The sequence below is a fragment of the Microbacterium sp. JZ101 genome, from assembly GCF_053903175.1.
In genome coordinates this window covers 459,751-483,988 of record NZ_CP096400.1, presented here as the reverse complement: position 1 = coordinate 483,988, position 24,238 = coordinate 459,751, and the positions used below count along the sequence as shown (strand labels likewise).

The following is a 24,238-nucleotide window of genomic DNA, read 5'->3' as shown; positions in this document are numbered from 1 at the left end:
GCGACAGCGACCACCCAACATGCGCGGCGGAATGACCGCGAGGCGCTCTCGAAGCCGCGTGGTTCTTCAGAGCTACCCTTTGCACAGCGGCCGCTGGAGTCTGCCGAGTAGAGAGTGATGAGGATCAAATGACTGCAAGCTCAATCGACTTCGGCCTCGCCGGGATCGGCGCCCAACTCAAGCAGCGTTTGCTCAAGGTGCCGATCTATCAGCGCTCCTACGCCTGGGAGAAGGACCAGGTGGAGGAGTTCTGCTCTGATATTCGCGGCGCGTTCAACAGCGAGCCACGCGAACATTTCATGGGGACGATCGTCCTCAGCGAGGACGACTCACGCGCGACAATCATCGACGGACAGCAGCGTCTGGCAACGACGGCGCTCCTCCTATGTGCCCTGCGCGATCACTATCGCCAGCAGCAGGAAACCAATCGCGCCGACAGCATCAATCGAGACTTTCTGAACTCCTACTCTGATGACGAGGACGACTTCATCCCCCGTCTGACCCTCAACTCTGAGGATGACGAGTTCTTTCGTCAGTTCGTCGTCGAGGGATCTGAACAAGTGGCACCCACACGTGCCTCACATCCGCTTATCGCGGCCGCGTATCAGCGACTTCGAGAGTTTGTGGCGGAGGAAGCTCAGAATGCTGGCTCTGGGTGGGTGAGCCGGCTCGTTGCATGGCGAAAGTTCATCGAAGAGGGCCTCAACGTGATTCACGTTTCGGTGGCGACCGAGTCGGACGCTTTCCTGATCTTCGAGACGTTAAATGACCGTGGGGCGAAGCTCACACTTGCCGATCTGCTAAAGAGCTACCTTTTCGGACGAGCATCCCTGACGCACGGTGGTTTGGATCAAGTGCGAGAGCGCTGGCTTATCGCCTTGGGCGCACTGGACACGGACCAAGACCTCTTCATCACGTTCCTTCGCCAGTACTGGAGTTCCATGCATGGTGCAACCAGAGAACGCGACCTGTACAGACGAATCAAGGAGAGCGTCACTACTTCGGCTCAGGCGATCTCGTTCGCGGGCGAGCTGGAGAAGGCTTCGGTGCTGTACGCGGCACTGCTTGATCCGGGCCATGGGTACTGGCAGGGCTGGGGAACCGAAACGAAGGCCAACATCGAGACTCTGAATCGTCTCGGACTTGAGCAGAACCGCCCTCTTCTCCTCGCCGTGCTTCAGCATTTCAGCCGGAGCGAGGCGCAGAAGGCACTTCGCTTGGCGGTCAATTGGGGTGTCCGCGGTCTCGTTGTTGGCGGTATCGGCGGCGGCACAGCGGAGAAGGCGTACTGCGAAGCCGCGATCAAGGTCCGCCAGGGCACAGCAAAGCAAGCGTCTGAACTGCTGCCATCCGTGAGCGCAATCGTCGCCACCGATGACGAGTTCGAGAACGCCTTCGCCACCATTCGCGTGCCTAGGACGAACATAAGCCGGTATTACCTGCTCGCTCTCGAGCGAGAGTCGCAGGGGCAGGCGGAGCCGGAGCTCGTACCGAACGCTGATGAGAATGCCGTCAACCTTGAGCACGTGTTGCCAAAGCGAGCAACCGCGTCGGCGTGGCCGAGCTTCACAGGCGATCTCCGAGCTGAGTGGGTCGACCGCCTAGGCAACCATTGCCTCTTGCGGAAATCCGAGAACGACGCGATTGGCAATCATGAGTTCAGCGTGAAGAAGCCTGTCCTGCTCGCCTCAACCCTCAGTCTCACCTCGGAGATCGGCAAAGAGAGCGATTGGACGCCGGCATCGATTGCCGATCGGCAGCGCCGGCTCGCGAGCCTCGCCGTTCAAGTATGGAAGCGAATCCTCTGACGCCGACTAGCTCGGGCCGGTCCCGGGCCGGGAACCCGGCTGAATCCATCCACGACCGGCCATCACCAACGAGCACGACTTCCGCGGAATCACGGGGGATGCCAGCACTGCACTCGTGAGCACCCGCAAACCCGGCGCATACAACTGAAGATCCTGAAGTCACGGAATCGACGCCCGTCAGAGCCCTACCATCTCACGAGCGTCTCGCGCAGGCGTCTATTATTTGAGCGCAGAGCCTCAACGGCGGGCATTGCACGCCACGACGTCCAGGCGCGGTCCACGAAAGGCTATCCTATGGTCCGAAAGCTATACAAATATCTCGGCCGCGAGCTCGCAGGAATAGCGCTCACGCATGACGGCGCAACTCTAAAGTTCTCTCTGCCGAAGGACTTTAATGATCCTTTCGAGCTGTTTCTAACCGTGGATCGTAATTCCCCCCCCGAAACCCTCGCTTTCTACGAGGAAGCAATCGGAGAGATAGAGGATATGCCCACGACATGCTTCTCGAGCCACCCTGATGTGGTTCCGATGTGGGCTCACTACGGCCAGAACGGCCAGGGGTTCGTCATCGAGGTTGATGAAGATGTTCTGCGCGCTGAGCTCCGCGACGACAGCGTCATTCAGGACGTAATATACCGCGACTCGGCCACCGATGAACTCGCGGGATTGCTCACGCGCGCTCAATATCGCCAGAAACCTAGAGACATCTATTTTCTCCGTAATGCCGTCTACAACGCCGCCTACTTCACAAAGGCGACGTGCTGGTCGTACGAGAAGGAAAGGCGTCTCGTCCTAAACGATGCGACCAAGCTCCTCCAACTGGATGGGTATTCGGTCCTTCCAATCCCGCGCCAATGCGTGACCGCGGTAATCCTCGGCTCGAACGTTGATGCTGGCACGGAGTCGAAACTGCGCGCGTATGCAGCGGGAATTGGTTGCAACGTGTATAAGTGCAGAATCGGGAGAAGTAGCATCACCCCCTTCTTCACGAATTCGGACGGTTCGACTTATGTCTTTGCGGACGGCGCAATCTCAGAAGCTGAGAACTTCTGCCAATCGTGCGGTGAGCCTCTGGAAGAGGGCAATAGCTGCTCATGGTGCAGGATCCAGGAAGCGGATCGGTATCTTGCAGCGGAGAGCAACCCTTGGCGACTGATTGCTTCAGCAGGGCTCCTGCAGGATTACATCAACTCGATGAACTCGGTCGGCAAGAAGTACTCGCGCTAGCGTATCCAACCCCGCGCGCCCTGGGTTCTCCGGCGGCTCGCTCAGTACCAGCAGCGGAGCGGCTCGCACAACGGTTCTACATCTGAACGTCTTGCTTTAGGAGCTTCGGTGCCGGTTCCGTGCCGGTAGGTCCGCTGAAACCACTCTCAACCACCCGCGACCAACCACGACAACTTGCGCGGAGTCACGCGGGAGTTGAGTACCAACCAGAACCCATTGCCCCACCGAATCCAACTGAAAATCGTGAGGTCACGGGATCGACGCCCGTCGGAGCCACAAGGACCGTCGTTACAACGGTCCCAGAAACCCTCGCGTAGCTTCTACATCGCGGGGGTTTTGCTTTGCCCTGGTGAGGGCGGGTTCCACCTCCGGGCGTTGAGGGTCAGTTCCTCCCCCGGGTCATTGAGGGCGGGTTCCTCCCCCGGTCGTTGAGGGCCGGCTCCTCCCCGGTCGTTGAGCGAGCGGAGCGAGACGAAACGCGCTGCTCCGCCCGGTCACGATCCCTCACTACCGCCTCGGCTTGACCGTGAGCCACGAAACGAGGGTGGACCGCAGCGCATAGCGTTCGCCGTCACGTGTCTCGGCGACCTCGGTGGGCTTCCGCTCCGTCTTGATGACGTCATAACCGCCAAAGACCTCACGAAGCAGACGGTCGGCGTCTCGGCTCGAGATCTCGCTCTCCAGGAGGGCGGGTCTGCGGCGGCCGTCTTCGGTGACCTCAACGGTCCGCGACGATCGCGATCGCGGCCACGCCACCTGGCCGGAGTGCGGCCTCGATGCGGTTCAGGAGAGAACGGACTGCGCCGAGATCGTAGGCGATGACCGGTCCGCGACACGGTAGATGAGCAAGGACATCAGTAAGAAGGCGGTGCGGCCTGGCCAGCCACGATCCGGGCTCTCCGAGTGCCTTCGATGCATAGAGCTCCTCGTGATAGCGCACGGTCTCTCGTCGCGCCGCGTCGTACCGCTTGTGTGCGCCGGTCATCCGATGATTCAAGCGCACCTGACCTGCGACGCGTCTCTCACGGGCGCTCGAGCGAGTCCAGCCACGCGTCGACGACGGAGAACGGGATGGGCGCGAAGCCGAAGGCATCGACCCCGACATGGAACTGGCGGCCATCCGCGCCGCGATCGCGAGCGTGAGTGTGGCCATGGATCAGGGGCAGCCCCTCGTCCACCGGGCGGTGCCTCCCATGGCGCTCGGTCTCCGTCGAGTCGCCGCGATACGGATAATGCGACGCGAGCAGCGGCCCTCCATGACGTTCCCCGATGAGCAGCTCTGGAAGCACCGTCCAGCCCGCGTCCTCGTAGATCGGCCGAAAGCGCTCGATCGCCCGCTTCGTCTGCGTCGCCGATGAGACGCGATCGTGGTTGCCCGGCACGAGCCAACGGCGTCCATGCAACCTGCGCGTGAGTTCGAGGCTCTGCTCGATCGGGCCGAGCGCGACATCCCCGAGGTGCAGCACAACCGCGTCCGGAGCGACGGCGTCATTCCACCGCCGGACGAGCTCTGCATCCATCGCCTCGACCGCGTCGAAGGGCCGCCCTGCCAGCGCGCTGATGCGGGCGTGCCCAAAATGTGTGTCCGAGGTCACGAAATCGACCACGTCGAAGTCGAAGGCGCCATCGGGGGCGAAGAAGGTCACCGAAACCCGCCTTCTCCGCCCTACAGCTCGATCCAGTACCGCCGCAGCAGCGGATGGCCGTGCGCCGACTGGTCCGAGACATCCTCGAGCACGCCCCCGGCGCCCTCGATCGTCCGCGCGGAGCCCACGTTGTCGTCATCGCACGTGAGCATCACCCGATCGAGGCCGATCTCGCGCGCCCGCTCGAGCGCGAGAGCGAGCCCTCGCGACGCGTAGCCGCGCCGCCGGCGGGAGGGGCGGACCGAATAGCCGATGTGCCCGCCGACCCGGCGCAGGTAGTCGTTCAGAGCATGCCGGAACGACACGAAGCCCACGACCTCGCCCTCGTCGACGATCCAGTAGAGGTCGTTGTGCACGAGACCGCCCGGGAGGACGCGCGAGGTGTCCGCGATCTCCGCGGCCTTGGCGACGAGCTTCTCGCACGTCGCCCGGTCTCCCGACGTCGGCGGCGTCAGCCCCGACCCATCCACATGCACGCCGCCGAACTCGTCGATCGCGGCCGACCAGCTGTCGAAAAGCTCGAGCGTGGGTCGCATGAGGGTGATCGCCATCCGCCCAGCACAGCAGATCAATGGCACCCGCGCAAAGGCGCGCGTGGTGGATGGTGGGGGCTGGGTTGTCTCAGAAGGGTGGGGGCTGGGGGTCGTGGATGGCGTGGTGTCGTCGCCGGGGTTCGGGCTCGGTGACGTACACGTGCCCGAGCGGGCTGGTCCACTCGATGCCGCCGCCCTCGAGCGCCCGAGGAGACCACCTCGTGTGATGCCGCAGGTAGTGATGCGGCCGGCACAGGGCCTCGAGGTTCTCCGCGCTCGTCGGGCCGCCGCGGGAGTACTCCCGGACGTGGTCCTTCTCGCACCCCGGGGCCGGGCGCGAGCAGCCCGGGAACCGGCAGCACTCGTCGCGCAGCTCGACCAGACGACGGATCGCCGCCGTCGGCTGGTAGTGATCGACGGTCAGCAGAGCGCCGGTGTCGGGGTTCTGGAAGATCCGCTCCCACCCCGGCGCGTACCGCGCGAGCCGGCGGGCGGTCTCGGCCGGGACCGGCCCGTACCCCGCCAGCATCGCCGGCCCGTCATCCAGCCCGACCAGACTCGTCACCGGGACCGTCACCGCGACCGTCCCGCGCACCCCCGCCAGCCGCTCCGGATCCCCGTCGATCGGATACCCCGTCGGCGCCCCCGTCAGCAGCAGGTTCCCCGCCAGATCCGCCCGCCGCTGCGTGCGCGTCACCCGCACCCGCTCCGCCTCCCGAGCCCCCTCCCGCTCCCCCGGCGCGCACCGCCCCGGAAACAGCCCCGCATCCCGCACCGCCAGCCCCGGATCGACCACCGGGTCGGGGGCGCCGCCGGGCACCCGCACCGCGCCCTGGTCGATCCGGTTCCCCTCCCGATCCACCCGGAACCCCAACCCGTCCCTCGTCACTCCCACCGCCGCATCCGCCGCATCCCGCGCCAGCCGCGCCGCCTGTGCTTCACGGTCCGCGCGGCGCTCATCGGCCTCGACCAGACGCGCCATCTGATCCAGCCGGTCCGCGACCGCCGCGATCACCGACGCCTCGTCCCGCATCACGAACTCACCCAGCCCACCCGGCAGAGCCCGCGTCCACGTTCCCCGCTTCTCCCGCGCCGCCGCCTGACCCTCCGCCACCGGAACCGGATGCAGCACCGTCGCCAGCTCGCTCGCGAACACCCGCAGCTGCCGCGGCGTGGCCTCCTCCGCGAACCCCAGCACCCGCCGCAGGAACTCCCCCAGCACCGCATCCGGCAGCCCCTGCGCGACCTCCCGGATCACGTCCGCGTGCTTGCGCGTGATCCGCCCCGCCGACAGCGCCGCCCGCACCTGAGGCAACCGCGCCTCCAGCAGCTCCGCGTCCGCCATCCGCGCCTCCACCTCCCCCACCGGCACATGCAGCGCCACCGCGAGCTCGGCCGCGACCGCCCGCCACGGGAACGCGAACTCCGAATCCGACCCCGACCGCTCCATCTGCGCCCGCGCCACCCGCGCCGCCACCGCGAACGCCTGCACCTCCGCCGCCGCAGCCGACGCCACCGCCCGCCGGAAACCCGTCAACGTCTCCCGCACATTCGACAGCACCCACCGCTCCTCCACCGTCGCATCCCACGACAGCGGATCCACAAACCGCGGCTTCCTGCTCGTCACACCCCCATCATCAACCCCACCACCGACATTCGAACGGGCTGGCGGAAGAGGTGATCCCGAGAATCCGACCAGCATGTCGGGGTGCCTCGGCGGCTCGTCGGAGGCCCCAGCCGCGCTCGGTCAGCCGCGCTCGGTCAGCGTCGAGGCGTCGAGAACCGGGAACGGGCCGCGGCAGGACCGCCCGGCCGCCTGGTCACTCCGCCGGCAGCGTCACCGTCGGCAGCGGCATCGGCGTGACCGGCGTCTGGGTCTGCGACGGCGATGGCGACGGGGTGGACGGCTCGCTCGTCTCGGGGGATGGCGCCGGCTCGGTCGTCTCGGGGGATGGCGCCGGCTCGGTCGGCGGCGGGCTCGTCGCGGGCGGCTGCGTCGTGGGAGGCGGCGTCGTCGCGGGCGGCTGCGTGGGCGGCGGGCTCGTCGGAGGCGGCGTCGTCGCGGGCGGCTGCGTGGGCGGCGGCGGGCTCGTCGGAGGCGGTGTCGTCGGCGGCGTGCTCGGCTTCGGCGTCTCGCTCGGCTTCTCCGAGGGCTGCGGGTTCTCCGACGGCTTCGGCGGCTCGCTCGACTGCGGGCTCTCGGCGGGCTGCGGGTTCTGCGATGCGCGCGGGTCAGGAGCCCACGGCTTGATGTCGACCGGCTCGCCGGCCCCGTCGAGGTAGCGACGCGGGTCGACCGGGACGCCGTTCACGTGCACCTCGAAATGGAGGTGGTTCCCAAAGCTGCGACCGGTGTTGCCCACGAGGCCGATGGGATCGCCCGCCTCGACCCAGTCGCCCTCCTCGACCACGCGGCTCCCGTGCGTCATGTGCCCGTAGAGCGTGCGCACGCCGTTGACGTGCTGGATCATGACCGCGACACCGTAGCCGTAGTGGCTCTCGCTCGAGAGCACGACGATGCCGGGTGCGGCCGCGCCGATGGGCGTGCCGCCGGGCGCCGCGATGTCCATGCCCATGTGGCGACCGTTGCGTGCCCCGAACTGGTCGGTGAGCACAGGGTTCGCGATCGGCCACAGGAAGGTGTCGAGGGACGCGAGCTTGCCGTCGTCCCCGAGGCGCGAGAGGTCGACGTCGATGCCCGCGGCGATCGCCGCGCGGATGAGCTTCTCGCGCGCCTCGCGCCGCAGCTTCGTCACCTCGTCGACGGTCGTCGCGCCGTAGTCGCTTCCGGCGAGCGCTGGCACCTCGATCGCGCCGGCCTCGGCGAACGCCGCCGCCTCATCCGAGAGGCCCGCGGTCGGCGACTCGGGGCGCTCGAGGTCGTCGGACACCTCGCCGTCGTCGACCGCGATCGAGACCGCCGCGACCGGCTCGCTCTCGGGCGGCGCGCCGGCCGCCGCGAGGGCGCCGGCTCCGGTGGCCGCGGCGACGAGGGCCGCCACGATGACGCTCGCGTGCGCGGCGCGCGTCGAGCGCACCCGCGTCGCGGATGCGTCGTTCGACTCGCCGTCGGAAGTGTCCTGCTGCATGTTTCCCCCGCGCCTATACTGACCGGTTCTCGTCGCAGACGGAAGACCCGCGGCGAGATCGGCCGTGCGGGGTGCCCGCGCACCTCCTTCAGCTGCGGGCCATCCGATGCGAGGATGGCCCGCATGAGGCGGGTCAGGGTGGTCGTCGAGGGCGTCGTCCAGGGCGTCGGATTCCGGTGGAGCACGGCGCGTCAGGCAGAGCGCAGGGATGTCGTCGGCTGGGTCCGCAACGCGGGCGCGGATCGCGTCGAGGCCGAGCTCGAGGGCGGCTCCGACGCCGTCGACGCGGTCGTCGACTGGATGCGGCAGGGGCCGACCGGCTCCCGCGTGGACGACATCGCGATCGAGGAGATCGCCCCGACGGGCGCGACCGCGTTCGAGCTGCGCCCCTCGGTCTGAGCTACTCGACGAACGTGACGTCGACCTGGATCTCGGCGGCGATCCGCTCGAGGTCGGCGACGACGTCGCCGAGGTCGACGTCGTCGGGCACCCGCAGCTCTGCCGTCGCCTCGAACAGGCGCCCGCCCGCCATGGCCGCGTCGCGCGCCTCGGTCGCCATCGACTCGATGCTCAGCGAGCGGGCGCGCAGGGCAGAGGAGATCTCGCGCACGATGCCCGGACGATCGTGCCCCAGCACCTGGAGCGTGACGCTGCGGCGGCGCGGCGCGTGCACCTCCTCGGCGGCGCGCACGACCACGGTCAGCAGCCCCTCGAGCCCCTTCAGTCCCTCGCGGAGCGCGTCGACGCGCTCGGGCGGCACCGAGACCTGGATCACGCCCGCGAACGTGCCGTCGAGCTCGGCGAGCCGGCTGTTCTCCCAGTTGGCGCCGTGGGCGTCGACGACGTCGGCGAGGGCCGCCACGAGGCCCGCGCGGTCGTCTCCGATGACGGTGAGGACGAGCGATGTCACGCTCCCCACCCTACTGAGCGGCCCCGCCGCGCACAGCCCCCGCTAGCGCGCGTCGCGGCGAGCTTCAACCCCACGACAGGGCGCCCTCCGACATGCGACCGTGAGGAGATGAATCACAGGTGGCAGCAACTCGACGCCGAGTTCCGACGCGAATGGACGGGGCACCCCGTCGACGAGATCGAACCGCACGCGCGGAAGATGGTCGACCGGCTCAGCCCCGGGGTCTCGTCGGAGCTCGCGCGCGCCTACGCGATCTCGGTCTCGGAGGGCCGCCCGTTCGGCCTGGAGTGAGCCCCGCTCAGCTCACCACGGCAGCGGGCGCTCCGGCCCGCGCTCGCTGTCGTCGGGGAGGTCGGGCAGCTCGTACCCGCCGGCCCTGATGCAGAGCCACCGCAGCTGCCCATCCGATTCGGGGTGCGCGCGCCACGTGCGCCAGACGCCCTGCCCCACCCGGACGATCGTCCCGGGGACGACGTCGACGACGTCGTCGTCGAGCCCCATCTGACCGCGCCCCTCGAGGAACACGTAGACCTCCTCGACGCGCGCATGGCGGTGCCAGTAGCCCGCCTGCTCCCCGGGCTCGAGCGCGTTCGCCGTGAGCCCGATGTACTGCATCGCGAGCTCGAAGTCGACCACGCGCCGTCCGTCGCGCGAGCTGTCGGGGCGGAAGCCGCCGAAGTGGTCGCGCCACTGGTCGAGGCCGCCGATCTCGCTCACCTGGTAGTCGCTCATGCCGCCACTCTAAGAGCGTCCGAGCGCATGGGGCTCTGCCCGCGCGCCGTTATCCAGCCGTGATGTATCAGATCCCGCGCTGACCGCTCCTCCCCTGTGACGGGAGGCGCCGGCGAGCGCGCGCCTCCCGGATGTCCACGGCGAGGCGCAGCGGGGAGACGCGATGTATTCCGGTATCGGGGAGCAGGGACCCACATCCGTCACGAGGACACCCGGCTCGCGCACGCGCCGTGGCGGAGGACACCGGTGACCGTGCTCGAGCGGGCGCTCGTCCTCGCGCCGAGCAGCCGTCTCGTCTCCCCCTCGCGGGCGAGCCGCGAAGCCGCTCCCGCGATCCGCACGCCGCGCGTGGCCCCCTCGCTCGAGCGGAGACGGCGCCTCGAGCGCCGCCACACGGCGCGCGTGCTGCTCTCCGACGCCGCCGTCGTGGCCCTCGCGGCGCTCGTCGCCGGAGCCGTCTCCTCGACCGGCCCGTCGACCGCCACGACGCTCGCCGCACGCGGCACCCTCGCCCCGTCCTCCGCGGTCGTCGCCCCCGCGCTCCCCGTGCTCTTCGCGGTCGCGCTCGGCCTCTTCTGGTGGATCGGCCTCGCCATCGCGGCACCGCGGAGCGTCCACGACACCCGCGGACGCGAGCTCGCGCGGGTCGCCGCTGTCACGCTCGACGTCTTCGGGCTCCTCGGCCTCGGCCTGGTCGTGACCGGCGCCCCCGCGATCTGCGCGCAGCTGTTCGTCGCGGCGCCGATCGGGCTCGCCGGCCTCCTCGCCGCGCGCACCATCTGGCGACGCCGGCTCACGGCCGAGCGCGCCGCGGGCCTGCGTGTCTCGCGCGCCCTCGTCACCGGCCGCCCCTCCGACGTCGCGCGCGTGTCGTCGACGATCACCGGCAGCGACGCCTCGGGGTACCGCGTCGTCGGCGCCGTGGAGTTCGACGAGGCGCCGCGCACGCAGGCGGCCGCGATGCACATCGCGCAGGAGGCGGCCCGACGCGACGCGGACGCCGTGATCGTCGCGAGCACGGCCGCCTCGGACGCCGACTTCGTGAAGCGCCTCGGCTGGTGCCTCGAGGGCACGGCCGCCGAGCTCATCGTCGCGAACGGCGTCATGGACGTCGCGCGGGCTCGGATGTCGCTGGACGCGGTGGGCGGGCTCCCCCTCGTCCGCCTCCGGATGCCGGAGTACGACGGCGGCGCCCTCGTCCTCAAGCGGGCGTTCGACATCGTCGTCTCGACGGTCGCGCTCGCGGGCATCGCGCTGATCACCCCCATCATCGCGCTCGCGATCGCCCTCGACTCCCCTGGCCCGGTCTTCTTCACGCAGGAGCGCGTGGGGCGCGACGGGCGCACGTTCCGGCTCGTGAAGTTCCGCTCGATGCGGACGACCGCGGAGGCCGAGCTCGCGCAGCTGCGCGCGCAGAACGAGGGCGCCGGCCCGCTGTTCAAGCTGCGCCGCGATCCGCGCGTCACGCGCGTCGGCCGCTTCCTGCGGCACTACTCGCTCGACGAGCTGCCGCAGTTCTGGAACGTGCTCGTCGGCGACATGAGCGTCGTCGGGCCGCGCCCGCCGCTTCCGAGCGAGGTCCTCGCGTACGACGACGCGACCGTGCGGCGGCTCTACGTGAAGCCCGGGATCACGGGTCCCTGGCAGATCGGCGGGCGCAGCGACCTGTCCTGGCAGGAGAGCGTCCGGATCGACCTCGGCTATGTCGAGAACTGGTCGCTCCAGGACGACATCTCGATCATGTGGCGCACCGTCAGGGTGATGGTCCGCCCGAAAGGAGCGTACTGATGTCCGTCATCCTCCCCGGCCACGCGCTGCCGGTCCCCTCGTTCGCCCGCGCCGCAGCGCTCAGCCGGCCGGCGGCGGCCGAGCAGGGCATCGGGCTCGGCGAAGCCCGCATCGTGGACGGCGTCCCCGTGCGGTCGCTCACCATGGCCGCCCTCGTCGACGCGATCGTCGCCATGACGCGCACGACGGGCGTCGACGTCCTCGTCGGCGTGAACGCGCACGTCGTGAACCTCGCGCGCCACGACGCGACGCTGCGCCGATTCCTCGCGACGACGACGATGAACTACGCCGACGGGCAGTCCGTCGTCTGGGCGACGCGCCTGCTGGGCGCGGCGCTGCCCGAGCGGGTCGCGACCACGGATCTCGCCGCTCCGCTGCTCGCGGCCGCCGCGCGCGACCGGCTGCCCGTGTACTTCTTCGGCGCACGCCCGGGAGTGGCGGCGGCCGCGGCCGAGCGGATGGCGCAGGAGCTGCCGGGCCTCGCGATCCGCACGAGCCACGGGTACATCCCCGACGAGGAGTCGGATGCCCTCATCCGCGACATCCGCGAGCACGGCACCCGGATCCTCTTCGTCGGGCTCGGCGACCCCGTGCAGGAGCGCTGGGTCGAGCGGCACCGCGATCAGCTGCCGCCGGTCGTCCTGACCTGCGGCGGGCTCTTCGACTGGCTGAGCGGCACGCATCGCCGGGCGCCGCAGTGGATGATCCGCGCCGGTCTCGAGTGGCTGTGGCGGCTGGGCCTCGAGCCGCGCCGGCTCGCGCGCCGCTATCTCGCGGGGAACCCCGCATTCGTCGCCGCCGTCGTCCGCCAGCGTCTCGCCGAGGCCTCGCGGCGCCCGACCCGCATCGCGCACCACCGGGCAGCATGAGCACCGTCGCCGCATCCGACCGCGCCGCCCTCGCCCGGGGCAGCGCGCTGAGCTTCGCCGGGTCCGCGGCGAGCGCCGTCCTCGGACTCGCGCTCGTCGTGCTGCTCGGCCGGCTACTCGGCGACGTCGGTGCGGGGATCGTGCTGCAGGTGATCGCGCTCTTCACGATCGCACTCGGGTTCGCCCGGTGGGGCGCCGACTCCGCCGCGCTGTGGATCCTGCCCCGCCTCGCCGACGGCGAGCGCGGCGCCATCCGCCCCGCGCTCGCGCACCTCATCGCCGTCGCGGGGCTCGGCGGAGCGGTCGGCGCGGTCGCGCTGACCCTCGGCGCCGCGCTTCTCGACGGCCCCGTGGCCGCGGCGCTTCCCGCGGCCGCATGGTGTCTCCCTCTCGCGGCGATGATGCTGACCGCGCTCGCCGGGGAGCGAGCGCTCGGCGGGGTCGGCCCCTACGTCGCGATCGGCGGCGTCGGGCTCCCGGCGCTGCGGCCGGCGGCCGTCGCCCTCGCCGTCGCCGCAGGGGGCGGCGTGGTCGCCGCGAGCCTCGCGTGGGCCGCGCCCGCGGCCCTCGCCCTCGCGGCGGCCCTGCTCGTCCTCCGCCGCCGGGTCGACGCGCTCGGCGTCGAGCCGATGACCGCGAGCGCGTTCCGGTCGTCCGGTCTTCCGCGGCGCCTGCGCCGCTACGCGCTCCCCCGTGTCGTGTCGGAGTTCCTGTCGCAGCTGCTCATCTGGCTCGACGTGCTCATCGTCGGCGCCATCGCCGGCCCGGCCGCTGCCGGGGTCTACGGCGCCGCCACGCGGATCGCGTCCGCCGGATCGCTCGTGGACTCCGCCATCCGCGTGGTCGTCTCGCCCGTCTTCAGCCGCCTGCTGCACCGTCGCGACCACGCGGCCCTCGCCGACCTCTTCCGCGCCGCGACGACCTGGCTCGTGCTCTTCAGCGCACCGCTCTACCTGCTCCTGGCCGTGTTCTCGCCGCTCGCCCTGTCGCTGCTCGGGCCATCCTTCGAGGAGGGCGCGGTCGCGCTCGCCGCCCTCTGCCTCGGGTCGGTCGTGACCTTCCTCGCCGGCAGCGTCCACTCGGTGCTCCTCATGAGCGGCCGCAGCGGTCTCGCCGCGGCGAACAAGGCGATCGCGGTCACGGCCGACGTCGCGCTCCTGCTCGTGCTCGTCCCGCTCTGGGGCGTCACCGGGGCCGCCGTCGCGTGGGCCGCGGCCTGTCTCCTCGACGCGATCCTCGCGACCATCCAGGTGCACCGCGTCCTCGCGCTGCCCCTGCCGCTCGCGGCGGGGGTGCGCCCGCTGCTCATCGCGCTCTCGACCGTGGGGGCTGCCGCCCTCGGCGCCCGGCTGCTGCTCGGCTCGACCTGGCTCGGCCTCGCCGTCGCCGCCGTCGTCGGCGGCGGCGCCCTTCTCACCTGGGCGCGGCTCGCCCCGCGCTCCCTTCACCTCGACGCCTTCGCCGATCTCGCTCGGATCCGGCGGAGCACCTCAGGAGACCTCTCATGAGTCCATATCGCTCCCGGCTGTCCGCGACCGTGGCCGGCTCGGTCGCCGGCGCCGCCACCCTGCTCGTCGCGATCGGCGCCGCGCTCCTCGCGGGCGCCGTCGCGAACGCCGACCCCGGTGACGAGGCGGCTCCGCCCTCTCCGACGCCCACGGCATCCGCGACCCCGACGCCCACCGCATCCGCGACGCCGGTCGCGACCGAGGAGCCGCCGCGGCGCGACCGCCCGGCTCCGCCCGCGACGACCCGTCCTGCTCCCGAGCCGGATCGCGACGAGCATGCGGAGGGGCGAGGCCGCTTCGGCGACCGGGATCTCGAGAAGGGTCCGGCCGAGGAGCTCGTGGAGGAGGTGCTCACCCCGCCCGACGCGGAGGATGCGGCCCGCCCCGGCGATCTCGAGGCGCTCCTCGCCGACGTGACCGCCGGCGCCTACCGCGCCGAGCTCGAGGCCCAGTGGCTCGAGCTCTCGGCGAACGGATGGTCGTACGTCGGGGAGTCCCAGGTCGTCGGGCTCGAGATCCTCGCGCTCGACGAGGAGGCCGAGCCGGCCACCGCGCAGGTGAAGGCCTGCATCGACGCGAGCGGCCTCGAGCTCGTCGACGCCGACGGCGAGCGGATCGGCTCCGAGAAGGACACCCACCCGCGGGCCGCTCACCTCTTCGACCTCGTCTACGAGGACGGCACGTGGCGCGTCCTCTCCCGCTCGTTCCCCGACGACCCGGCGTGCTGAAGAAGGGCCCGCTCATGACACTCCGCACCCGCATCGCGGCGGTCGCCGCGATCGCCCTCATCGCGACGCTGGCCGCTCCGATCCCCGCGACGGCCGCCGATCCGACGCTGCCCGCCCCCGACGGGCGCACCGAGGCGACGGCCGCGGCCTCCTGCTGGGAGGTCGCGCAGGTCGACCCCGACGCCCCGAGCGGCGTCTACTGGCTCGCGACCCCCGCCATGGGCTCCGCGCAGCAGTTCTACTGCGACCAGGAGACGGATGGCGGCGGCTGGGTCCTCGTGGGGCGCGGACGCCAGGGATGGTCCGAGTCCATCCTCGGCTCCGGGACGCCCGCGCAGGTGCGCGAGCCCGCGACGGGCACCGCGGCGTTCACGCCCCGGCAGCTGCCCGGCGCCCTCATCGACCAGCTCAACAACGACCAGCCGATCGGCGCCCTCGCCGACGGCATCCGCCTCGTCCGCGCCGCGAACGCGGCCGGGACGTCCTGGCAGGACACGCGCTTCCGCCTCACCAGCCCGCGCGACGAGTGGACGTGGGAATTCAACAACCAGCAGCGCGTGGGGTCGTTCCGGATCGGCAACCGCAACGGCACCGGCGGGACGACGAGCAACTTCGGGAACGACAACGGGCTCATCCGCGTGCGCACCATCACCGGCTCCGCCGAGGGCTGGGCGATGGGATTCGGGTACGGCTCCGACATCAAGGGCTCACCCGACGGCACGAGCTACCTGTGGTCGCCGAGCACGAACGCGGGCTACGCCCGGCCGTTCACGCAGGTCTTCATCCGACCGAAGCTCCTGAGCGCGGATGTCTTCGCACCGGTCCCGGCCGCCGGCACGCCCGCGACGGCCGGCACGGCGGTCGCGGAGGCCTTCGCGCAGACCCAGCCGTGGGGTGTCGCCGGCCTCGGCGCCGGCCCATCGACCCTCGAGGGCAGCAACGAGGTGTCGGCCTTCACCGAGAACGTCGACCGCGTCTTCGTGGGCGGCAACTTCACGAAGGTGCAGCGCTCGGCCGGCGGCTCGGGCGCGGTCGAGCAGGCGTATCTCGCGGCGTTCGAGCGCGACACGGGCACCTGGATCTCGACCTTCCGCCCGGTGTTCGACAACCAGGTGAAGGCCCTCGCGCCGCTCCCGGGCGGGCGCATCGCCGTCGGCGGCTACTTCTCGACCGTGAACGGCGAGAGCCACCCCGGCCTCGTCGTGCTCGACGCGACGACGGGCGCCGTGGACGCCTCGTTCACGGGCGCCCTGCTGAACTTCCTCTCCGGTGGCGTGCCCGTCGTGCGCACCCTCGACGTGCAGGGCGACTGGCTGTACGTGGGCGGGTCCTTCACCCACGCCAAGGCCGCGACCGGCGCTCAGGTCTATGCGCGCAACACCGTGCGGTTCTCGATCGCGAGCAGCGTGCCGGACGCGTGGAACCCGGAGTTCAACGGAACGGTCATCAGCCTCGACGCCTCCGCTCACGGCGACCGCGTGTATGCGGCCGGGTTCTTCAGCCAGTCGAAGGGGCGCCCCGCCGACAAGGCCGCTGTGCTGTCGACCGCCGATGAGTCGCTCACGCCGTGGCCGGTCGTGTTCTCCAACCGCACGAGCGGCCGCCAGGGCTACCAGCAGGCCGTGCTCGAGGTCGGAGATCGCGTCTGGCTCGGCGGCTCCGAGCACTCGCTCATGAGCTACCGCCGCGACACGATGGAGATGGCGAGCTCGAACATCACGCTCGCCGGCGGGGACTTCCAGGCGATCGCGTCCGACGGCGAGACCGTGTACGCCGGCTGCCACTGCTTCGGCACGAACTACGAGGGCGCGACCGTGTGGCCCGGCATCGGGACGGCGTGGACCGGCGCGCACGCGATCTACGGCAGCGGCGCCTGGAGCGCCGAGAGCGGCGAGTACCTCGAGTCGTTCAACGGCATCCTCAACACACGCGCCGGCGCCGGCGCCTGGGCCCTCTTCGTCGACTCGCGCGGCACGCTCTGGCAGGGCGGCGACTACAGCTACTCGACCCGCGCGGGCTATGTGCGCCAGTGGTCGGGCGGCTTCGTGCGCCACGCCCCCTCCGACGTCACGAGCCCGTCGACGCCGGGCGCGTTCAAGGCCGTCAGGACGACCGAGGGCGTGAACCTCACGTGGACGGCGGCGACGGACGACCGCGCCGTGACCGCCTACCAGGTGCTGCGGGCCGATCGCGTGGTGGCGACCGTCGGAGGGACGTCGGCGGCTCTCCCGCCCGCTCCCGACGGCACGCTCTACGCCGTGCGCGCCGTGGACGCGGCCGGGAACCGCTCGGCGAGCACCCCGGCCGTCCCCGCCGAGGCGGCTCCCGGGCCCGATCCGGCCTCGCCGACGCTCATCGACGCCGGCTCGACCTGGGCGACGCTCTGGTCGACCGCCGCGCCGCCGTCCGACTGGGCTGCTCCCGAGTTCGACGACGGCTCCTGGCTCAGCGGCGCGGCTCCCGTCGGCTGGGGGACGTCGGACATCGCGACCGCCCTCGACACCTCGCTGTCGCCTCGCCCGCTCACGAGCTACCACCGGCACGACATCGACCTCCCGGGCGGCGCGGTCGCGCTGCGCTTCTCGGTCCGGGTCGACGACGGGGTCGTCGTCTACGTCAACGGGGCGGAAGTGCTCCGCAGGAACATCGACCCCGGCCCGGTCACCGCGAGCACCTACGCCAACACCGCGGTCTCGGGCACGACGGCGATGGCGCAGCCGTACGTGGCGGAGATCCCCGCGACCGCCTTCCGCACGGGGGCCAACACGATCGCGGTCGAGGTCCACTCCAACTACCGGACCGCGAACAGCCACAGCTTCGAGATGACGGTGACGGCGCCATGAGCGCCCAGACGGCATCGGCGCGGCCCGCGCGCGCCCTCCGCACCTCGCGCACCGCCCTCGCGCAGGCGCAGAAGAGCGGCGCCGGGGTCCCCGCGTACACGCGCTGGATCAATCGCCGCCTCGCGCGCGGCGTCGCAGCCGCTGCGGTGAGGATCGGGATGACGCCGAACGCGGTCACGATGCTCAGCGCAGCGATGTCGGCGGCGGGCATCGCCGTGATCGCGGCCGCCCCGCCGTCCGCGGGCTCGGGCGTCGTCGCCGCCGTGCTCCTGGCGGCGGGATACGTCCTCGACTCGGCGGACGGCCAGGTCGCCCGGCTCAGCGGGGCGTCGAGCCCGGCCGGCGAATGGCTCGATCACGTCGTCGACGCGATCCGCTCCCCGGCGATCCACCTGGGCGTCGCGGTCGGATGCTTCGTGCACCGCCCTCAGGACGTCTGGCTGATGGGAGTCGCGCTCGGCTTCGCGCTCCTGACGTCGGGCCAGTTCATGAGCCAGATCCTCGCGGAGCAGCTCGCGTCGCGTCACGGCCGCTCGGTCTCGGAGTCGAGCGGCGTCGCCAAGTCGGTCGCGCTCATCCCGACCGACCCCGGCACGCTGTGCTGGGCCTTCGCGCTGTGGGGAGCGCACGCGGCCTTCGCCGCGGTCTACGTCCTCCTCTTCATCGCGAACCTCATCCACGCGGGCATCTCGATGCGCCGCAAGCACCGCCGTCTGAGGTGACGGCTTCACCGGGGGAAGCACGATGTCCGACACCGCACACACCACGACACTCGGTCTCGATCACTACGCTCGCGTGCTGCGCAGGCAGTGGCGCCTCGTCGTCGCCGCGATCGCGATCGGGGCGATCGCCGCGATCGCCTACCTGCTCGTCGCCCCGCAGCGCATCACGGCGACGACCGATGTCAACCTCTCCGTCATCACGACGGATCCCTTCAATCCGCAGCGCGCGGCGTCGGGTCTGCTGGACGACGCCACCGAGGCCGCGATCGCCCGCTCCCACGTCGTGGCCGAGCGCGCGGCGACCCTGCTCGGCGACGCCGACGCGACGCGCGAGATCCACGACACCGTCGACGTCACGATCTCGGAGGGCGGCACGATCGCCCACGTCTCCGCGACGGCCGCGACGCGCGCGCTCGCGATCGAGCGGGCGGACTCCGTCGCGGCCGCCTACCTCGCCTACCGCAGCGAGCAGGCCGAGAGCCGGCTCGACGTCATGGTCTCGGGGCTCAGCACGCGCATCGACGAGCTCGACGCGCAGCTGGCCGAGGCGAACGCGGCGATCGCGGATGCGGGATCCGGCGCCGCGCAGGCGCAGGCGACGAGCGACCGGGAGCAGATCCTCCTCGAGCTCGAGGGCCTGCTGTCGCAGCGGAACGCGCTGCAGAGCGTCGACACCTCGGGCGGCAGCGTCCTGACGGGAGCCGCCGACAACCCGATCGACTCGGCACCGCCGCGCTACACGACGGCCGCGACCGGGATCGGGATCGGCGCGATCGTCGGGATCCTGCTGGCCTTCCTCCGCGAGCCCTTCGACGGGCGTCTGCGCAGCGGAGCCGAGATCACGCGCGCGCTCGGCGCGCGCGTGCTCGCCACGCTCCGCACGCCGCACCCGCGGACGCCCCTCGAGGCGCCGGACGCCGAGGCGATGCGCATCGCACGCGAGCGCCTGCTCGCCGACCTCCCCGCCGGGGCGCGCGCGGTCGCGGTGCTCGACGACACGTCGTCGGAGGGGGCCGTCGCGACGGGGCTGGCGATGGCGACCGCGCAGAGCGGGTTCGCCGTGCGGCTCGTGCTCCCCCATCCTTCCGAGCGGCGCCTCGCGGTCCTCCGATCGGCCGGAGCGGCGCCCCGGGCCGCCGTGCCCGGGCTCAGCGTCCGCTTCGGGCGCGCGGACCTGCACGGCGAGGCGCGCACCGCCGAGGCGCGGGTCGCCGTCGAGTCCGCGCCCGAGGGGACGCTCGTCATGCTCGCGGTCCCGGTCTCGGCCGGCACGGCCGACCTGCTCGCCGCGCTGCGTCTGGCCGACGCGGTGGTCGTCGTGCTGCAGGAGGGCGCGAGCCGCCGCACCACAGCCGCCGCCCTGCGCGACGAGTCCGCGACCGCGGGGGTGCCCCTCATCGGCGCCGTCGTCGTCCCCCGCGAGCGGCGGCGATCACGGCGCCGCGCAGGCCGACGGGAGATCGCGCCTGCCGCCGACGAGACGCCCGCTCGCGAGGAGTACGCCGATGCGGTCTGACACGGCGTTCGCCCCGGCCTCCGCGCGGCCGACCGCGACGGAGGCTCGCGGCGACCTGCCGCGCTGGCCGATCACCGCGATGTTCGCGGCGTTCCCCCTGTGGTGGGCGCTCGGGATGGCCGAGATGGCGTGGATCCCGCTCGCCGCGGCCATGGCGGTGCTCCTGATCCGCCGCGGCGACGTCCGCGCGCCGCGGGGCTTCGGGATCTGGCTGCTGTTCCTCGCGCTCGTCGCCGTGTCGGTGATCGGGATCGACACCCCCGGCCGGCTCATCGGGTTCGTCTACCGCGCCCTGCAGTACCTCTCGATCACGATCGCCTTCCTCTACGTCTACAACGCGCGCCGCACGATCACGCTCGACTGGCTGCTCGGCATGCTCACGCTGTTCTGGCTCTTCGTCGTGGCAGGCGGATGGCTCGGCGTGATCGCCCCCGAGTTCTCCTTCCGGACCCCGCTCGGCTACGTGCTCCCCCGCGGCCTCCAGAGCAACGAGCTCGTGGGCGAGATGGTCGTGCGGCGGGCGACGCAGTGGAACCCGGACGCCTGGACGGTCCTCGATCCGCGCCCGGCCGCTCCCTTCCTCTATACGAACGGCTGGGGCAACGCGTACTCGATGCTCCTCCCGCTCGTCATCTCGTACGTGGCGCGCATCCCCCGGGACCTCCGGTTCCTCGGCCTCCTCGTCGCGATCCCGCTCTCGTTCGTCCCCGCGTTCCTCACCCTCAATCGCGGGATGTTCATCGGGCTCGGCGTCGCGGCGGTCTACGGGGGCCTCATCCTCCTCGCCTCCGGTCGGGTCCGCGCCGTCGCGGGCCTCGCGGCGGCGTGCGCCGTGGGCCTCGCCGCGGCCGCGGTGCTCGACGTCGGAGACCGGCTCCTCGGGCGCGTCGAGTCGAGCTCGTCGACCGAGGACCGTGCGGACCTCTACCAGGAGACGCTCGTGCGGACCCTCCGGTCCCCGGTCTTCGGCTACGGGGCGCCGCGCCCGTCGTGGACGGAGGGCGCGCCGTCCGCGGGCACGCAGGGTCACGTGTGGATGGTGATGTTCTCGCACGGCCTGCCCGCGCTCGCGGTCTTCCTCCTCGCCCTCCTCTGGCTCGCGTGGTCGACGCGCCATGTGCGCAGGCGGATGACCGCTGTCCACGTCGTGCAGGTGGTGCTCCTCGTCGAGGTCTTCTACTACGGCGTGCTCCCGCACGGGCTCGTGCTGGCCCTCCTCCCGGCGGCCGCCGCCCTTCCCCACGACACCGCTCTCGAGAGGCCGTCCTCATGAACCCCCGCGTCACCGTCGTCATCGCCACCCGCGACCGCCCCGAGCTCCTGCGACGGGCCGTGCGCTCCGTGCTCGCTCAGGACACGGCGCACCCGCTCGAGATCGTCGTGGTCTTCGACGGATGCGCGGTCGATCCCCTCGCCGACCTCCCGCGCGGTCGCCACGTCGTGCGGACGATCGCGAACGACCGGACGCCCGGACTCGCGGGCGGTCGGAACACGGGGATCCTCGCGGCCGAGGCGCCGCTCATCGCCTTCTGCGACGACGACGACGAATGGGCGCCCGGGAAGCTCGAGGCGCAGCTGCCGCTCCTCGAGGACCCCGACGTCGTCATCGCCGCCACCGGCATCCGCATCCTCTCGACGGGAGGCGCGCACGACCGGCTCGCGCCCGAGCGGGTCGCGCTCGCGGACCTCCTCCGCTCGCGCATCACCGAGCTGCACCCGTCCTCCTTCCTCCTGCGCACGGCCGATGCGCGAGGGCGCCTGGGTCTCGTCGACGAGGAGCTGCCCGCGTGCTACGGCGAGGACTACGACCTGCTGCTGCGCGCGGCCAAGATCGGCCGCATCGCCGCGGTCGCGGCGCCGCTGACGATCATCCACTGGGACCGGCCGTCGTACTTCAGCGAGCGCTGGCGCGGCATCGCCGACGGCCTCAGCTACCTGCTCGACAAGCACCCCGAGTTCGCCCGATCCGCGCGCGGCCGCGCGCGGATCGAGGGTCAGATCGCCTTCGCGCACGGAGCGCTCGGCGCGCTCGCCCCCGCCCGGCGATGGGCTCGGGCGGCCATCCGCCACGACCTCCTGCAGCCGCGCGCGTACCTCGCGATGTGCGTCGGCCTCCACCTCGTGTCGGGCGGGCGCGTCGTCTCGGCCCTGAACGCGCGCGGACGGGGGATGTGACATGCCGCGGCTCTCCGTGCTCATGCCGGCGTTCGACGCGGCGCCGACGATCGACCGCGCCGTGCGGTCGACGCTGCGCGACCTGCCAGCCGACGCCGAGCTCGTCGTGCAGGACGACGGATCGTCCGACGGCACGCTCGCGGCGCTCGAGCGCATCGACGATCCGCGCCTGCGCGTGCTGACGGGCCCGAACCGCGGCGTCGCCCGGGCGCTGAACGCCCTGCTGGATGCCTCAGCGAGCGAGCTCGTCGCGCGGATGGACGCCGACGACGTCGTCCTCCCCGGCCGCTTCCGCCGGCAGCTGCGGGCCCTGAAGACTGCGGACGCCGTCTTCACGACCGTCGCCTCCTGGCACGGAGCCGGGGTGCCCCGCCCGCCCTGGCCGTCCGGCATCGGGACCGCGTCCTTCCCGTTCCATCTCCTCCTGACGAACCCCGTCGCCCACTCGACCATGGCCGCTCGGCGCTCCGCGGTCGAGGCCGTTCGCGGCTACCGCGTCGTCCCGAGCGAGGACTACGACCTGTGGCTGCGGCTCGCCTCGTCGGGCGCTCGTCTGCGTCGTCTCGCGGCCCCGTCCCTTCTCTACCGCGTGCATCCGGGGCAGGTCACGTCCGCCGAGGGCTGGCGCCTGCGGTCGTGGAACGACGAGCGCACGCAGGCCGCCTTCGCGGAGCTGTCGGCTCGCGTGCTCGGCGCCCCGCTCCCGCGCCTCACGGCCCTCGCGGTCGCTCCGCTGCCCGCGGAGGAGAAGGCCGCGTGCCTCGACGAGTTCGAGCGGCGGTTCCGCTGTGCGGCGTCGCGGCTCCGGCCGGCGGATCGCGCCGCGGTGCTGCGGCGCCTCGCACGGCGCGCGGCCTGGTGCCGCGAGCGGATCCGCGCCGCCGCGGACGAGCGAGCGGAGGCAGCGTCATGAGCGCCGCGCGCGATCGCCTCCGCGCGGCGCTCCAGGCTGACCGGGCGGCGAACGCGCGGTACCCGAAGAGCCGGTTCGTGCTCGGCTGGCTGCGCCGCTGCCAGCGCTGGCAGGGCAGCCGCCGGCCCCTCGGCCGCGCGATCTACCTCGCGCACGCCGCGGGATACAAGCTCGTGACGGAGTGGATCATGGGCATCGAGATCCCCCCGACGACCCGCGTCGAACCCGGACTCCGGCTGCGTCACGGCATCGGCGTCGTCGTGAACCCCGCGACCGTGATCGGCCGCAACGTGATGCTCCGCCACGGTGTGACGCTCGGCAATCGCCGCACGCCGCATGACTGCCCCGTGATCGAGGACGACGTCGAGATCGGGGTCGGAGCCGTCGTCATCGGCGCGATCACGGTCGGCCGGGGCGCGCGGATCGGCCCCTACGCCGTGGTCGTCAAGGACGTGCCGGCCGGCGGCGTCGTGCGCTCGCCGCGGTCCGAGCTCGTTACCGAGTCGTGATGTATCAGCCGCCGCGGTCCGCGCTCTTCCCCAGTATGCGATCCGTTGAGAGCTCACGGGCACTGCCGCCGTCTGGGGCGGTCCGCGCGGTGCCCGTGGCCCCCGGCCGAGCGGCCCCAGACCCCGATGCCGATGCCGAACCCCCGGCGACGTCCGCATCGGTCGCCTCGGCCGTCCCGGCCGAGCCATGGGAGAGATCCGAGCTCTCTCCCATCGCCCCGGTGGTGCGCCCCCTGCGCCACCGGGGCACCTCCCGCCGTCCCGCCCGCGGGAAGGCGCCCGCATGACGCGCATCGGCTACGCGGCCGGCGCGTTCGACCTCTTCCATGTCGGCCACCTCAACCTCCTCCGCCACGCCAAGGAGAACTGCGACGTCCTCATCGCGGGCGTCGTGAGCGACGAGATGCTCCGCGCCGTGAAGGGCATCCGCTCGGTCGTGCCCACCGCCGAGCGCGCGGAGATCGTCCGGAGCATCCGGTACGTCGACGACGTCCACGTCGAGACGGTGCCGGACAAGCTCGATGTGTGGCGCGAGGTCGGCTTCACCCACTTCTTCAAGGGCGACGACTGGCGGGGCACCGAGAAGGGCCTCCGCCTCGAGCGCGAGTTCGGCGCCGTCGGCGTCGAGGTCGTGTACTTCCCCTACACCGCGCACACCTCGAGCACCGCGCTGCGGCGCGCGCTCGACGCCCTCGCGCCGGCCCTTCCCGTCGCGCGGTGAC

Annotated in this window: 23 protein-coding genes; 16 read left to right on the top strand and 7 right to left on the bottom strand. The window is 71.7% G+C overall.

Annotated features, from left to right (window positions below; all coding sequences use genetic code 11):
- Positions 1-128: 128 nt before the first annotated feature.
- Entirely contained in the window at positions 129-1,808 is a 1,680-nt protein-coding gene (locus tag M1D56_RS02115; RefSeq protein WP_456284534.1) for a DUF262 domain-containing protein, read from the top strand.
- A gap of 294 nt (positions 1,809-2,102) precedes the next feature.
- A complete protein-coding gene (locus M1D56_RS02110) occupies positions 2,103-3,035 on the top strand; it encodes a DUF2971 domain-containing protein (protein WP_456284533.1) in 933 nt (310 codons plus the stop codon).
- Positions 3,036-3,753: 718 nt separating this feature from the next.
- On the opposite strand, the gene M1D56_RS02105 is transcribed toward M1D56_RS02110, so the two are convergent.
- From M1D56_RS02105 to M1D56_RS02085, 5 genes are all read right to left on the bottom strand, one after another.
- Positions 3,754-4,020: a hypothetical protein gene (locus M1D56_RS02105; protein WP_456284532.1), complete on the bottom strand. Its 267-nt coding sequence runs from the start codon at positions 4,018-4,020 to the stop codon at positions 3,754-3,756.
- A 37-nt stretch (positions 4,021-4,057) separates the two neighbouring features.
- Entirely contained in the window at positions 4,058-4,681 is a 624-nt protein-coding gene (locus M1D56_RS02100; protein ID WP_456284531.1) for a metallophosphoesterase family protein, read from the bottom strand.
- Between the two features lie 20 nt (positions 4,682-4,701).
- Positions 4,702-5,232, bottom strand: coding sequence for a GNAT family N-acetyltransferase (locus tag M1D56_RS02095; RefSeq protein ID WP_271174643.1), 531 nt, complete (start codon positions 5,230-5,232; stop codon positions 4,702-4,704).
- Between the two features lie 70 nt (positions 5,233-5,302).
- Positions 5,303-6,916 (bottom strand): DUF222 domain-containing protein, encoded by a 1,614-nt coding sequence (locus M1D56_RS02090; protein WP_456284530.1) that lies wholly within the window; start codon positions 6,914-6,916, stop codon positions 5,303-5,305.
- Positions 6,917-7,034: 118 nt separating this feature from the next.
- Entirely contained in the window at positions 7,035-8,303 is a 1,269-nt protein-coding gene (locus tag M1D56_RS02085; RefSeq protein WP_456284529.1) for a M23 family metallopeptidase, read from the bottom strand.
- Positions 8,304-8,426: 123 nt separating this feature from the next.
- Here M1D56_RS02085 and M1D56_RS02080 point away from each other — a divergent pair, with 123 nt between their 5' ends.
- Positions 8,427-8,702, top strand: a complete 276-nt coding sequence (locus M1D56_RS02080; RefSeq protein ID WP_271174778.1) for an acylphosphatase — start codon at positions 8,427-8,429, stop codon at positions 8,700-8,702.
- Between the two features lies 1 nt (position 8,703).
- Here M1D56_RS02080 and M1D56_RS02075 read toward each other — a convergent pair whose 3' ends face one another.
- Positions 8,704-9,213, bottom strand: a complete 510-nt coding sequence (locus M1D56_RS02075) for a glycine cleavage system protein R (protein WP_456284528.1) — start codon at positions 9,211-9,213, stop codon at positions 8,704-8,706.
- 108 nt (positions 9,214-9,321) lie between these two features.
- On the opposite strand from M1D56_RS02075, the gene M1D56_RS02070 reads away from it, so the two are divergent.
- Complete coding sequence (locus M1D56_RS02070; RefSeq protein WP_271174693.1) at positions 9,322-9,504, top strand: hypothetical protein; 183 nt, start codon at positions 9,322-9,324, stop codon at positions 9,502-9,504.
- A gap of 12 nt (positions 9,505-9,516) precedes the next feature.
- On the opposite strand, the gene M1D56_RS02065 is transcribed toward M1D56_RS02070, so the two are convergent.
- Positions 9,517-9,945 carry a cupin domain-containing protein gene (locus M1D56_RS02065; RefSeq protein ID WP_456284527.1) on the bottom strand — a complete coding sequence of 143 codons (429 nt, stop codon included), beginning with the start codon at positions 9,943-9,945 and terminating at the stop codon, positions 9,517-9,519.
- Positions 9,946-10,191: 246 nt separating this feature from the next.
- On the opposite strand from M1D56_RS02065, the gene M1D56_RS02060 reads away from it, so the two are divergent.
- The 12 genes from M1D56_RS02060 to M1D56_RS02005 all read left to right on the top strand — a co-directional run bounded on the left by M1D56_RS02060 (position 10,192) and on the right by M1D56_RS02005 (position 24,237).
- Complete coding sequence (locus M1D56_RS02060) at positions 10,192-11,733, top strand: sugar transferase (protein ID WP_456284526.1); 1,542 nt, start codon at positions 10,192-10,194, stop codon at positions 11,731-11,733.
- On the top strand, positions 11,733-12,602 hold the full coding sequence (locus M1D56_RS02055) for a WecB/TagA/CpsF family glycosyltransferase (RefSeq protein ID WP_282980469.1): 870 nt from the start codon (positions 11,733-11,735) through the stop codon (positions 12,600-12,602). Before M1D56_RS02060 ends, M1D56_RS02055 begins: the two co-directional genes overlap by 1 nt.
- The gene (locus tag M1D56_RS02050) at positions 12,599-14,110 is read left to right on the top strand and encodes a lipopolysaccharide biosynthesis protein (protein ID WP_456284525.1); all 1,512 of its coding nucleotides are present in this window, start codon (positions 12,599-12,601) and stop codon (positions 14,108-14,110) included. The genes M1D56_RS02055 and M1D56_RS02050 overlap by 4 nt, the downstream gene beginning before the upstream one ends.
- On the top strand, positions 14,107-14,838 hold the full coding sequence (locus M1D56_RS02045) for a hypothetical protein (protein WP_324012733.1): 732 nt from the start codon (positions 14,107-14,109) through the stop codon (positions 14,836-14,838). The genes M1D56_RS02050 and M1D56_RS02045 overlap by 4 nt, the downstream gene beginning before the upstream one ends.
- Positions 14,839-14,852: 14 nt before the next feature.
- Positions 14,853-17,681: a fibrinogen-like YCDxxxxGGGW domain-containing protein gene (locus M1D56_RS02040; RefSeq protein ID WP_456284524.1), complete on the top strand. Its 2,829-nt coding sequence runs from the start codon at positions 14,853-14,855 to the stop codon at positions 17,679-17,681.
- Positions 17,678-18,403 (top strand): CDP-alcohol phosphatidyltransferase family protein, encoded by a 726-nt coding sequence (locus tag M1D56_RS02035; RefSeq protein WP_456284523.1) that lies wholly within the window; start codon positions 17,678-17,680, stop codon positions 18,401-18,403. Before M1D56_RS02040 ends, M1D56_RS02035 begins: the two co-directional genes overlap by 4 nt.
- Before the next feature lie 22 nt (positions 18,404-18,425).
- Complete coding sequence (locus M1D56_RS02030) at positions 18,426-19,919, top strand: hypothetical protein (RefSeq protein ID WP_456284522.1); 1,494 nt, start codon at positions 18,426-18,428, stop codon at positions 19,917-19,919.
- Positions 19,909-21,192, top strand: coding sequence for an O-antigen ligase family protein (locus M1D56_RS02025; protein WP_456284521.1), 1,284 nt, complete (start codon positions 19,909-19,911; stop codon positions 21,190-21,192). Before M1D56_RS02030 ends, M1D56_RS02025 begins: the two co-directional genes overlap by 11 nt.
- Complete coding sequence (locus M1D56_RS02020) at positions 21,189-22,094, top strand: glycosyltransferase family 2 protein (protein WP_456284520.1); 906 nt, start codon at positions 21,189-21,191, stop codon at positions 22,092-22,094. The genes M1D56_RS02025 and M1D56_RS02020 overlap by 4 nt, the downstream gene beginning before the upstream one ends.
- Before the next feature lies 1 nt (position 22,095).
- Positions 22,096-23,007: a glycosyltransferase family 2 protein gene (locus M1D56_RS02015; RefSeq protein WP_456284519.1), complete on the top strand. Its 912-nt coding sequence runs from the start codon at positions 22,096-22,098 to the stop codon at positions 23,005-23,007.
- Positions 23,004-23,516: a serine acetyltransferase gene (locus tag M1D56_RS02010; RefSeq protein ID WP_324012744.1), complete on the top strand. Its 513-nt coding sequence runs from the start codon at positions 23,004-23,006 to the stop codon at positions 23,514-23,516. The genes M1D56_RS02015 and M1D56_RS02010 overlap by 4 nt, the downstream gene beginning before the upstream one ends.
- 283 nt (positions 23,517-23,799) lie before the next feature.
- Positions 23,800-24,237 (top strand): adenylyltransferase/cytidyltransferase family protein, encoded by a 438-nt coding sequence (locus tag M1D56_RS02005; protein WP_271174706.1) that lies wholly within the window; start codon positions 23,800-23,802, stop codon positions 24,235-24,237.
- Position 24,238: the final 1 nt, after the last annotated feature.

Bases quoted from the DNA above. Each gene is read 5' to 3' on its own strand.
- M1D56_RS02115 (WP_456284534.1), top strand. From the start codon at position 129: ATGACTGCAAGCTCAATCGACTTCGGCCTCGCCGGGATCGGCGCCCAA.
- M1D56_RS02110 (WP_456284533.1), top strand. From the start codon at position 2,103: ATGGTCCGAAAGCTATACAAATATCTCGGCCGCGAGCTCGCAGGAATA.
- M1D56_RS02105 (WP_456284532.1), bottom strand. From the start codon at position 4,020: ATGACCGGCGCACACAAGCGGTACGACGCGGCGCGACGAGAGACCGTG.
- M1D56_RS02095 (WP_271174643.1), bottom strand. From the start codon at position 5,232: ATGGCGATCACCCTCATGCGACCCACGCTCGAGCTTTTCGACAGCTGG.
- M1D56_RS02090 (WP_456284530.1), bottom strand. From the start codon at position 6,916: ATGCTGGTCGGATTCTCGGGATCACCTCTTCCGCCAGCCCGTTCGAAT.
- M1D56_RS02085 (WP_456284529.1), bottom strand. From the start codon at position 8,303: ATGCAGCAGGACACTTCCGACGGCGAGTCGAACGACGCATCCGCGACG.
- M1D56_RS02080 (WP_271174778.1), top strand. From the start codon at position 8,427: ATGAGGCGGGTCAGGGTGGTCGTCGAGGGCGTCGTCCAGGGCGTCGGA.
- M1D56_RS02070 (WP_271174693.1), top strand. From the start codon at position 9,322: ATGAATCACAGGTGGCAGCAACTCGACGCCGAGTTCCGACGCGAATGG.
- M1D56_RS02065 (WP_456284527.1), bottom strand. From the start codon at position 9,945: ATGAGCGACTACCAGGTGAGCGAGATCGGCGGCCTCGACCAGTGGCGC.
- M1D56_RS02055 (WP_282980469.1), top strand. From the start codon at position 11,733: ATGTCCGTCATCCTCCCCGGCCACGCGCTGCCGGTCCCCTCGTTCGCC.
- M1D56_RS02050 (WP_456284525.1), top strand. From the start codon at position 12,599: ATGAGCACCGTCGCCGCATCCGACCGCGCCGCCCTCGCCCGGGGCAGC.
- M1D56_RS02045 (WP_324012733.1), top strand. From the start codon at position 14,107: ATGAGTCCATATCGCTCCCGGCTGTCCGCGACCGTGGCCGGCTCGGTC.
- M1D56_RS02040 (WP_456284524.1), top strand. From the start codon at position 14,853: ATGACACTCCGCACCCGCATCGCGGCGGTCGCCGCGATCGCCCTCATC.
- M1D56_RS02035 (WP_456284523.1), top strand. From the start codon at position 17,678: ATGAGCGCCCAGACGGCATCGGCGCGGCCCGCGCGCGCCCTCCGCACC.
- M1D56_RS02030 (WP_456284522.1), top strand. From the start codon at position 18,426: ATGTCCGACACCGCACACACCACGACACTCGGTCTCGATCACTACGCT.
- M1D56_RS02025 (WP_456284521.1), top strand. From the start codon at position 19,909: ATGCGGTCTGACACGGCGTTCGCCCCGGCCTCCGCGCGGCCGACCGCG.
- M1D56_RS02020 (WP_456284520.1), top strand. From the start codon at position 21,189: ATGAACCCCCGCGTCACCGTCGTCATCGCCACCCGCGACCGCCCCGAG.
- M1D56_RS02015 (WP_456284519.1), top strand. From the start codon at position 22,096: ATGCCGCGGCTCTCCGTGCTCATGCCGGCGTTCGACGCGGCGCCGACG.
- M1D56_RS02010 (WP_324012744.1), top strand. From the start codon at position 23,004: ATGAGCGCCGCGCGCGATCGCCTCCGCGCGGCGCTCCAGGCTGACCGG.
- M1D56_RS02005 (WP_271174706.1), top strand. From the start codon at position 23,800: ATGACGCGCATCGGCTACGCGGCCGGCGCGTTCGACCTCTTCCATGTC.